Here is a 9274-nt window from a genome sequence, read left to right as displayed (position 1 = left end):
GCGGGATACCGCCATTCTGTTTGGAAACAAACAGAATGCTATCGCTGCATAGTTGAACAGTGATGTTCAGCAGTGTTCAGCGTAAATGTATCAGACGTCACCTCCTATTGGGGTTTCGTAAGTTTTTCAGAGGGGTGTAGTCCTCAATCCAAATAGGCGCTCAACTCCTGCTCCAATGTAGGCAGTTGCACCTCTCCCTGCTCCAGCTCTTCCAAATCTTCCAGTTGTTTGCGCAGGCGGGCAATCCGCTCTTGCAGGCACTCTTTGATGCCTTTGGCCCCCAAACTGAGACAACTGCGGCAGACTTCCCCGTAGATTTGCCCGCGGTCGTTATAGACCACCGCCAGCAACACTTGGTGCCCTTTTTTCTGGATGGGGTTGGCCCATCCCCCACAGATAATGCAGGGCACTCGGCCATTGCCCCCGTAAATGCTGCGTTCCCAGACGATTCTCACGCTCAGCCTCAATGCAACTTGTTGCCCACCAGCATAAAAACCCAGGGGGATCCCTTGCCACCCCAAGATGCCGCGTTCCTTCCCTTCCCATTGCGGTGAAACGGTTTGCTGGTTAAATGCCTGCCCCCCTCTCCCCCTGGGAGAGGGGCTTGGGGGTGGAGGCCAAAAAGGGATCCCAGTGGCTAGGTGCTGGGCCGGGCAGATTGAGAGCGGTCGATGGTGCGATAGGTGAGGCTGGCAGCCACCTCTAGAGCTTTGGCGGCGTCGCGGAAATAAAACCCCAACTCCTCATCCTTCTCCGTGCGGTTGGGCTTATTGAACTTGGCCTTGAACTGCACGTTGCAATACATGGCCAACCCCACCAGAACCTCTGACAGTCCGTGCTGGTTGATCAGCCGCTCCACGTCCGTAAGCAGGCTTTTGATCAGAGCATCGGCTACTGGTTCTGGCAAACTGTCCAGGTCGTGCATGGGGGCTCCTCAACCAACGAGAGCAAACAAGCCAACGGGTCTGGGATCCCGAAGGCAACCTCTCCTGATTTTCCTGCATCTTTTCCAGAATGCCCAATGCTCCTGCTAACGCTACCACCACTGCCGCAGCCAGCCCCACAGGCCCGGATACCGAATGGAGCGCTCCTGGGCCGCTTGCTCCAGATGATGGGCGTGGTCTTGGATGCCGGGATCCCGCAGACGATTTAGGCGAATCAAATAGGCGTAGCGGCGGATTTGTTCTCGCAACTGCTCTGGGGGAAGGGCAAAGCACGCTGGGCAAAGGGGGCCGAGATCCAACCCCTTATCGTTGAATAGGTGACGAACTCGCTTCCCGCCCGCAAAACGCTTTCCGCAGGCGGCACAGTAGCAAGTTGAGGGCTGGCTGGCAAGGCGCTGCCAGCGAATTCGCATGGTCTTCCCGACAAAAAGGCAAGCAACGTGCAGGCAATTCGCTGTAGCCATAATAGGCTAGAAGCTGGTGAGCAGAACCCAGGATGGGGGGGCCTGGAGTATCGAAAACCATGCCGCAACTCTACGACTGTGTCATCGTCGGGGCTGGCCCCGCCGGCGGATCTGCTGCCTACCATCTGGCCAAGCGGGGACGCTCGGTGCTGGTTCTGGAAAAGGATCCCTTGCCCCGCTACAAACCCTGTGGGGGGGGAGTTTCTCCTATGGTGGCGGCTTGGTTTGACTTCGACTTTGGCCCCGCCATTTCCCTCAAGATCCGGCAAATCCGCTACACCTGGCGCGGCGGCGATCCGGTGGTGGTCGATTTGGATTTGAAAGAGCCCGTTTGGATGGTGCGGCGGGATATTTTCGACCACTACTTGATTCAGCAGGCGCAAAAGCAAGGGGCTGCGCTCCAGGCAGAATGCCCCGTCTCCGGCCTTGAGTGGCAAAGTGACCACTGGCAGGTGATGACAACCGCCGGCCCAGTCTGGGGTCGGTACGTGATCGGGGCCGATGGGGCAAAAGGCTCAATGGCCAAGTGGCTGGGCTTTCAGGAACGCCGCCGTCGCTTGGCTGCCGCCTTGGAAGCAGAAGTGCCTCTCCTGCAGCCGCAAACTGCAGCCGCCCATTTTGACTTCGGCGCCGTCAGCAATGGCTACATTTGGAACTTCCCCAAGGCCGATGGCTACTCAATTGGAGCGGGCACCTTTCGGGGTGGAGAAAAACAAAACCTGCGGGAAATTGCCGCCCAATATGCCCAAAGCTTTGGCGTAGACTTGAAGTCAGTCAAGCCATTTGGCCATCCCATCTGCCTCTGGGACGAAGATCAACCGCTTCACACCCAAAATGCCCTCTTGGTGGGAGATGCCGCCTGCGTTATCGATCCGTTTACCGCCGAAGGGATCCGCCCTTCCCTTCTCACCGGCATGTTGGCGGCCCAGGCCATCGATCAAGCTCTAGGCGGGGATACAGAAGCTCTGGCGAACTACTCTGCCCGCGTGCAGCAGGAATGGGGCTCAGAAATGCGCTGGGCTAAGCGGATTGCGGCGTTGTTCTATCGCTTTCCGGGCGTGGGCTACAGGGTGGGCGTCAAACGACCGGGAGCCACTCGGCGCATGGGCCAGATCTTGGCCGGTGAACTGCGCTACAGCGATGTGGCCAGCTCAGCTATTCGCAAGTTAAGCGGTGGTCTGCTCGCCTAAGCCCGGCACCGACAGACGCGGGCGAGATCCAGGATCGTCGAAGCGCTTGCCGATCACCAGGCAGTTGCGGCCATCCGCTTGGCGGCTGTAGCTGAGGTGAGTAGAGAGAGCTTTCATCAGCAAAATACCCCGTCCCCCCTCGGACTCAAGATTGGCGTTGGGCGATGTGGGATCCGACAAGTTCCGAGCAAATCCCTCCAGATCAAACTCCTGCCCCTGATCCCAGATGCGCAACTCCAGCCCTTGCGGCATCAGCAGCAGCTCAATGTCGATGGGCGTACTTTCCGGCAGAGCGCGGTGGGCGTGGCGAACGGCGTTGGTAAACCCCTCTACCAAAGCCAACTGACATTCCGCCCAAATGGGATCCGGGATGCCCGCATTTCGGAAAGACTCAAACCAGGTCAAAACCTGGTCAAGCGCGTCCAGGGTTGTGTCAACCCTCAGCGCAAACGTTTGCCTCTTGTCCAGAGGGATCCCTGCCGCGTTCAAAACCGAACCCCAACGATGAGGATTGAACTCAAGCCCATCAATCCTGGCCGGATTGACCCTACCAGATTCTAGACCAGAGCCCTGCTAGAACGTGTCATCCCCCACTTTGGGGGGGTAGCTAGGGAGCGATGACCAAATCCACGCGGCGGTTCCGCTGCCGTCCGGCTTCTGTGTCGTTATCGGCCACCGGCAAGGTGGGACCAAAGCCAGAGGTTGTCCAACTGATGGGATGGCCTTCCGGCAGCAGCTTCGTCAAATAGTCCTTAACCGCATTGGCGCGGCGCAGGGAAAGGGCCAAGTTGTAGTTTAAGGGCCCGATGTTATCGGTGTGGCCATTCACTTGAACGCGGGCGCCGGGCATGGCCTCCAAGGATTTTGCCACCTGGGCCAACAGCGCCGCTGCTTCAGGTCGAATCTCGGCTTTGTCAAAATCGAACAGCAAATCGCCCGGCAGGCTGATGGTTTGGGTTCCCACCTGAAAGGAGGTTGGCGTTGTGGTCGGAGCCGGGGTGGGCGCAGAGGCGCTTTCTGCTCCTGGAGCGATCTCGGCAGCAGTGGAAGATTCCCTGACAGGCTCAGGGGCTGTTTGAGAACGCAGCCGTTGCAGCCGCGACTCCAATTCCTCAATTCTGATCAAGAGCTGGATCACCTGCTGGCGGATCTCCCGGATCTCCCCTTCCAGATCCGTGGGGCTCTCATGATTTTCCTCTGGATCTGCATTTGGATCTGCATTGGCTGTTGGGCTGGCCACCGGAGGATTGGCCTGGGGCGGGGCCAAGGTGGGCAGGATCGGTGGTGTGGGAGAAGCGGGTTGAGTGGGAGAGATGTTGGTCTCCGGCTGGGGCTGAGGCTGAGCCTGCTGGGGAAGCACCATCCCAACCCAGATCCCGCTGCTGACCAAGAGGATCCCGCTTAGGGAATGGAGAGCGACTGTTAGGAGCTGGGACGAACGAGCCATTGCAGGCAAACCTGATACATTTACGCTGAACACTGCTGAACATCACTGTTCAACTATGCAGCGATAGCATTCTGTTTGTTTCCAAACAGAATGGCGGTATCCCGCAAAGCTTTGAGTAGAATACCCAAAGCGCAGTTTCCGTGTCGTCTTACTACCAATTTTCTGCTTTGCTTTGGCTACCATGTTGGCAGACTCGAAAGTAAACAGAAAGATCAACTGGTAGTAATCCGTACTGAACATATTATACATTATTTTCAGTATAGTTGAGCTTATTATTGACTAGAGTCATGCTCCGGCTGGATGGGCGCAGGCAAGGAGCAGGAACTCCTCTCAACTCAACCCTCAAGACCTATCCTAACCGGCGACCCGATCTCGCCAAGGGGATTCTCGGTCGGTCAAGCTGCCACTTTCCGCCATCTGCTGTGGGAGGCTAATCAAAACTGATGCGACCTCGATAACGTCCTATAAGGGTTAAGCCGTTGATGGGATCCGCCAAATCCGCCACAAAAGGGGGAAAGCGGGGGTTGTCGCTGATCACCTTCACCTGGGACCCAGGCAGGCGCTGCAGCCGTTTGACCAACAGATCTCCATCCATCTGAAAGACGTAAATGCCTTCACAGCCCAGGTCTCCACCCTCTTGCCGCTCCACAAAGATCCAGTCGCCATCCTCCAAGGTGGGAGACATGCTATCCCCCTGCACCCGAATCAGACTTAGATCGGCAGGGTTTCCCTTCAAGTGCGTCCGCAGCCAGTTTCGCTCAAAAGCAACCACCGATTCGATCGATTCTTCGCGCACCAACACCCCCGCTCCGGCAGAGGCGGCTACATCGACAAAAGGCACATACACATACTCTGCTTTCGCGTCGGGATGCAACTGCGGGGATCCCTCCCCTGTAATCAGCCAATTGAGGTTGACCTGGCCCACTTGGGCAATTTTCACGGCCTTGTCAATGCTGGGCACGGATCCCTTCAGGTAGCTGCGCAAGGCCGTATCGCTAATTCCGGCCCGTCGCCCAAACGCATAGACGGCTTCATCGCCAATCACCCATCGCAAGCGGTCTGCAAAAGAAGAGCCAGAGGAGATGGACATCGGCTTAACGCTACATATTGTGTATAAGCAGATTTTTACCACTATATCTTGACAAGTCAACAACCGGTGCAGCCATTTGGGGACAATCTTCAACCTGAGCTGACCAAGCGGCAGAAGGGAAATCTCACTTATTGTTAGCAGGCTGGCTGGGGAATCCTACTGGCGCTACCGTGGTTTTGGGTTGTGTTCACAGCGGGTCAGCAGCGGGCCGGCACAGCTTACTCTACCCAAAAAGGTGCACGTGGGATCTTCACCAAGTGCTGGGGTAAGCTACCCTGTCTGTTGAACTTATTCCGGCAGTCTGTCTGGGTGAAAGATGGTAAACTACCCGACTCAGACCGCTAAAGCAATACGGAGCGGGCTTTTAGTAGCCCTGCAGTTAGTAAACTAACCACGGACCTCTGGGCTGGTTTACGACAACCCCAATCGACCGTTACCAGTGCCCTAAAAAGCCGTTTCTGGTGTCCGCATTATTATTATAACATAAAACAAATAAAGTCACGCATTCCTCCCAACACTGACTTTATGAGTACAGTGCGGGGCTCCTGCGATTTCTAGCTGAGATATCGGCATTAGCGGCCCAAAAGGTTCGGTTCCCAGATTGCCTCTAGGTCTACTTCAAGCTGTTCTGCCTCAATCCCTATGGTTTCCTCTGACCTCAAGCGCTGGCTGGATAACTTCCTGATTGCCGTTGTCTTTCTGGTGTTCGCCGGGTTTGTCTGGTTTGTCTTTTCCGTAACCGGGGCTTTTCTTGGGATCCCACTGGGCTACAAACTTTGGATGCGGCTCTGGCTGCCTTTGTTTCAGCCGGCTTTGGGGATCCTGATGGCCGGGGCGGTGGTGAGCGGAGTGTGGGGCTGGCTGGAAAAACGCCGCTCCCAACAATCATGATCATCAATAGAACTGAAGATCCCGTGGCGCAGGGGAGCCCCAGACTGGCTCTATACTGGAAACGTATCTAAATGTTGAGCACCTGAGGCAGTCTGGCGTCGTGTTTGTTCTGTCCGGCTACGAGTATTTGCTGGTTTTTCTAATCGTCTGCTCTCTGCTGCCGATTTTGGCTCTGGGGGCTTCCGCACTCTTGGCGCCAAAGCGGCGGGGATCCCTGCGGCGCAGCACTTACGAGTCGGGCATGGAGCCGTTTGGGCAAGCCTGGATCCAGTTCAACATTCGCTACTACATGTTCGCACTGGTCTTCGTCATTTTCGATGTAGAGACTGTGTTCCTCTATCCCTGGGCAGTGGCGTTTCACCGCTTGGGGCTGTTGGCCTTTGTGGAGGCCCTGATTTTCATCGCCATCCTTGTGGTGGGTCTTGTGTACGCCTGGAGAAAAGGAGCATTGGAATGGTCATGACGTCTGAGAAATCGCAAGTCTTGTTTCCGGGGGCTGCCCCCCAGGTGACTACCGACCTCTCCAACAACGTCGTTCTGACGACGGTGAACGACCTGTACAACTGGGCTAAGATGTCCAGCCTCTGGCCGCTGCTCTACGGCACCGCCTGCTGCTTCATCGAGTTTGCCGCCATGCTGGGATCCCGCTTCGACTTCGACCGCTTTGGCCTGCTGCCTCGTTCTTCGCCGCGCACGGCTGATTTGATCATCACGGCAGGTACGGTCACCATGAAGATGGCTCCGGCGTTGGTCAAGCTCTACCAGCAAATGGCTGAGCCGAAGTACGTGATCGCCATGGGGGCTTGCACCATCAGCGGTGGCATGTTCAGCTCCGATTCCTACACGGCAGTGCGGGGGGTGGACAAGCTGATCCCGGTGGATGTGTACATTCCCGGCTGCCCTCCTCGTCCAGAAGCGATCATGGATGCCATTGTCAAGCTGCGCAAGAAGATCGCCGCCGAGGACATGCGGGAACGAGGCCGTCTGCAGCAAACCCACCGCTACTACACGGTTAAGCACAACCTCAAGCCTGTGCCGGAGATCATCACCGGCAAGTATCTGGAGAGCGAGACCCGCCAAGCTCCCCCGCCAGAGCTGGCTGCGGCCATTGGCTTGCCAGTGCCCCCGGCCTTGCAAACCGCCGACTTTAAGCGGGCGGAACAGCAGCTCAAAGCCTTGCAGGGAGGAGTGTGAGATGGCAGAGGAGAATGCCCAGGAAAAACAAGCGCCGCCATCCGCAGGCGAGCAGTCGGAACCCTTGGTGACGTTGGAGCGGGGCCCGGTTTCCCAGTTTCTGGCCGACAACGGCTTCGAGCACCAGTATTTGGGGAGAGACGCAGCGGGGGTAGAGCTGTTGGAGGTGGAGCGGGACTTTCTCCTACCCTTGTGTACCGCCCTCTATGCCTACGGCTTTAACTACCTGGAGTGCCAGTGCGGGTATGACCTGGGGGCAGGGCAGCCACTGGTCAGCCTTTACCACCTGATCAAGCTGTCAGACGGGGCGGATCGCCCTCAGGAGGTGCGGCTCCAGGTAAAGTTGCCTCGCCACGATCCACGCCTACCTTCCGTATACTGGATTTGGAAGTCGGCGGATTGGCAGGAACGGGAAACCTACGACATGTACGGCATTGTTTTCGAGGGACACCCGAACCTGAAACGGATTCTAATGCCGGAAGACTGGATAGGGTGGCCCCTGCGCAAGGACTACATCACGCCTGATTTTTATGAGCTGCAGGATGCCTACTGATTGGGGATCCCTGACCTGGTGAGCAGCGTTGAACAGGATGGGTTGAGATGTGGCCTTTTTTGCTCTTGGCAATCTATGCAGGTGGAGTTTGGTACTCGGCCCGCAAGGCGGATCGCATCTATTCGGGATCTGGGAAGTGGGTGGTATCGGCCCTCTGGCCTGTGTTGTTGGTCTCGAACCGTCAGTTTCGCCAAAATTGGCGTCGTCCCCTGAACAAGTAAGTTGAGTGAGTCTGGATCCCTGGAATCCTCACCTGTGATCGCTCCTGAGCAACACCTACGCGACCCGAGTCTTTCTCTATCGACACCTCAGGCCACGCAGAAGTTGCGGGAGTTGATTTTCAGCCGCATTCGCGCTCAGGGACCGGTGACCTTTGCCCAGTTTATGGAGTGGGCTCTCTACGAGCCAGGGTTGGGCTATTACGAGCAGGGATCCCCGATTGGCCCCGACTACCTCACCTCTCCCCACCTGGCGGCGGACTTTGCCCAACTGTTGGCGGAGCAGATCCTTCAGTTCTGGCACATTTTGGGATCCCCCTCTGCCTTCACGGTCATCGAGATGGGGGCGGGCAGCGGTCGCTTGGCCCAGGATTGGCTGACCTACGTGCGCTCCGCTAACCCCCCTTTTTGGCAGGCACTGGAATATGGGATCCTGGAGCGTTCTGCCCACCTGCGGCGGCTCCAACAGGAGCGATTGGCTCCTTTTGGGGAGAAGGTGCGCTGGTTGGATTGGGACGGGATCCCGGATGAGTCGGTCACAGGCTGTTTCTTCTCCAATGAGCTGGTGGATGCTTTTCCGGTGCATCGGGTGCAGGTGCAGGATGGGGCTTTGCGAGAAATCTATGTCGATTGCGGCGAGGCTGCAGAAGCCAACTTCCGGGAAGTGCTGGGGGATCTGTCCACTCCTGAGCTGAGGGAGTATTTTGCCCGCTTGGGGATCCCTGTAGAAACTTATCCGTCCGGTTACCAAACCGAGGTGAACCTAAAAGCCTTGGAGTGGCTGCAGCTGCTGGCCCGTAAGCTGCGGCGAGGCTACGTGCTCACCATCGATTACGGCCACACCGCCCAGAGCTACTACAGCCCCCACCGCGCCCAAGGTACGCTCTTGGCCTACCGACAGCACGGCAGCTATACGGACCCCTATGTTCGGGTGGGATCCCAGGATCTCACCGCTCATGTGGACTTTACGACCCTAGAGCAAGTGGGAGAATCTCTGGGGCTAAGATGCCTGGGGTTCACCCGGCAGAGCAACTTTTTGGTGAACCTGGGATTGACCGAGCGGCTGGCTGCCCTCAGCCAAATGGGGAGCTCGGTTGGCGGCGAAGCTGCGGATGTGGGCCAAGTTTTGCGGCGGCGATCCGCTCTTCATGCGCTGCTGGATCCCATGGGGTTGGGGGGCTTTGGAGTATTGGTGCAGGCTAAGGGCCTGACCCCCTCAGAATATGCTCATCCTCTGCGGGGCTTTGGCGAGCCAGAGCTGTGAACCGTTTCGGTGCTATTGG

General features: G+C 57.3%; 13 protein-coding genes. 7 read left to right on the top strand and 6 right to left on the bottom strand.

All coding sequences use genetic code 11. From position 1 onward, the window contains the following. Positions 1-143: 143 nt before the first annotated feature. From ACVWZU_RS02455 to ACVWZU_RS02445, 3 genes are all read right to left on the bottom strand, one after another. Entirely contained in the window at positions 144-455 is a 312-nt protein-coding gene (locus ACVWZU_RS02455) for a hypothetical protein (protein WP_414331199.1), read from the bottom strand. Positions 456-637: 182 nt separating this feature from the next. Then, a complete protein-coding gene (locus ACVWZU_RS02450; RefSeq protein WP_011433893.1) occupies positions 638-925 on the bottom strand; it encodes a hypothetical protein in 288 nt (95 codons plus the stop codon). A 111-nt stretch (positions 926-1036) separates the two neighbouring features. Further along, a complete protein-coding gene (locus ACVWZU_RS02445) occupies positions 1037-1357 on the bottom strand; it encodes a hypothetical protein (RefSeq protein WP_457443159.1) in 321 nt (106 codons plus the stop codon). Positions 1358-1467: 110 nt separating this feature from the next. Here ACVWZU_RS02445 and ACVWZU_RS02440 point away from each other — a divergent pair, with 110 nt between their 5' ends. Beyond that, a complete protein-coding gene (locus ACVWZU_RS02440; RefSeq protein ID WP_457443157.1) occupies positions 1468-2598 on the top strand; it encodes a geranylgeranyl reductase family protein in 1131 nt (376 codons plus the stop codon). Here ACVWZU_RS02440 and ACVWZU_RS02435 read toward each other — a convergent pair. The 3 genes from ACVWZU_RS02435 to ACVWZU_RS02425 all read right to left on the bottom strand — a co-directional run bounded on the left by ACVWZU_RS02435 (position 2575) and on the right by ACVWZU_RS02425 (position 5135). Further along, positions 2575-3087, bottom strand: coding sequence for an ATP-binding protein (locus ACVWZU_RS02435; RefSeq protein ID WP_414421911.1), 513 nt, complete (start codon positions 3085-3087; stop codon positions 2575-2577). The genes ACVWZU_RS02440 and ACVWZU_RS02435 overlap by 24 nt on opposite strands. Positions 3088-3205: 118 nt before the next feature. Next, the gene (locus ACVWZU_RS02430) at positions 3206-4045 is read right to left on the bottom strand and encodes an OmpA family protein (RefSeq protein WP_457443155.1); all 840 of its coding nucleotides are present in this window, start codon (positions 4043-4045) and stop codon (positions 3206-3208) included. A gap of 430 nt (positions 4046-4475) precedes the next feature. Beyond that, positions 4476-5135: an XRE family transcriptional regulator gene (locus ACVWZU_RS02425; RefSeq protein ID WP_457443153.1), complete on the bottom strand. Its 660-nt coding sequence runs from the start codon at positions 5133-5135 to the stop codon at positions 4476-4478. A gap of 642 nt (positions 5136-5777) precedes the next feature. Between ACVWZU_RS02425 and ACVWZU_RS02420 the strand changes: the two genes are divergently transcribed. The 6 genes from ACVWZU_RS02420 (at position 5778) to ACVWZU_RS02395 (ending at position 9255) form a co-directional block, all read left to right on the top strand. Continuing rightward, positions 5778-6026, top strand: a complete 249-nt coding sequence (locus ACVWZU_RS02420; RefSeq protein ID WP_011433899.1) for a hypothetical protein — start codon at positions 5778-5780, stop codon at positions 6024-6026. Between the two features lie 100 nt (positions 6027-6126). After that, on the top strand, positions 6127-6489 hold the full coding sequence (ndhC, locus tag ACVWZU_RS02415; protein WP_011433900.1) for a photosynthetic/respiratory NAD(P)H-quinone oxidoreductase subunit C: 363 nt from the start codon (positions 6127-6129) through the stop codon (positions 6487-6489). Then, positions 6486-7220, top strand: coding sequence for an NADH dehydrogenase subunit K (locus tag ACVWZU_RS02410; RefSeq protein WP_457384275.1), 735 nt, complete (start codon positions 6486-6488; stop codon positions 7218-7220). The genes ndhC and ACVWZU_RS02410 overlap by 4 nt, the downstream gene beginning before the upstream one ends. 1 nt (position 7221) lies before the next feature. Then, entirely contained in the window at positions 7222-7773 is a 552-nt protein-coding gene (locus tag ACVWZU_RS02405) for an NAD(P)H-quinone oxidoreductase subunit J (RefSeq protein ID WP_414407512.1), read from the top strand. Positions 7774-7820: 47 nt separating this feature from the next. Then, a complete protein-coding gene (locus ACVWZU_RS02400; RefSeq protein WP_414344869.1) occupies positions 7821-7994 on the top strand; it encodes a hypothetical protein in 174 nt (57 codons plus the stop codon). Between the two features lies 1 nt (position 7995). Continuing rightward, positions 7996-9255 carry a class I SAM-dependent methyltransferase gene (locus tag ACVWZU_RS02395; protein WP_457443150.1) on the top strand — a complete coding sequence of 420 codons (1260 nt, stop codon included), beginning with the start codon at positions 7996-7998 and terminating at the stop codon, positions 9253-9255. Positions 9256-9274: the final 19 nt, after the last annotated feature.

This window comes from Thermostichus sp. MS-CIW-26, assembly GCF_054059115.1.
The sequence above is the reverse complement of the archived record's forward strand: the minus strand, read 5'-3'. Positions and strand labels throughout refer to the sequence as shown.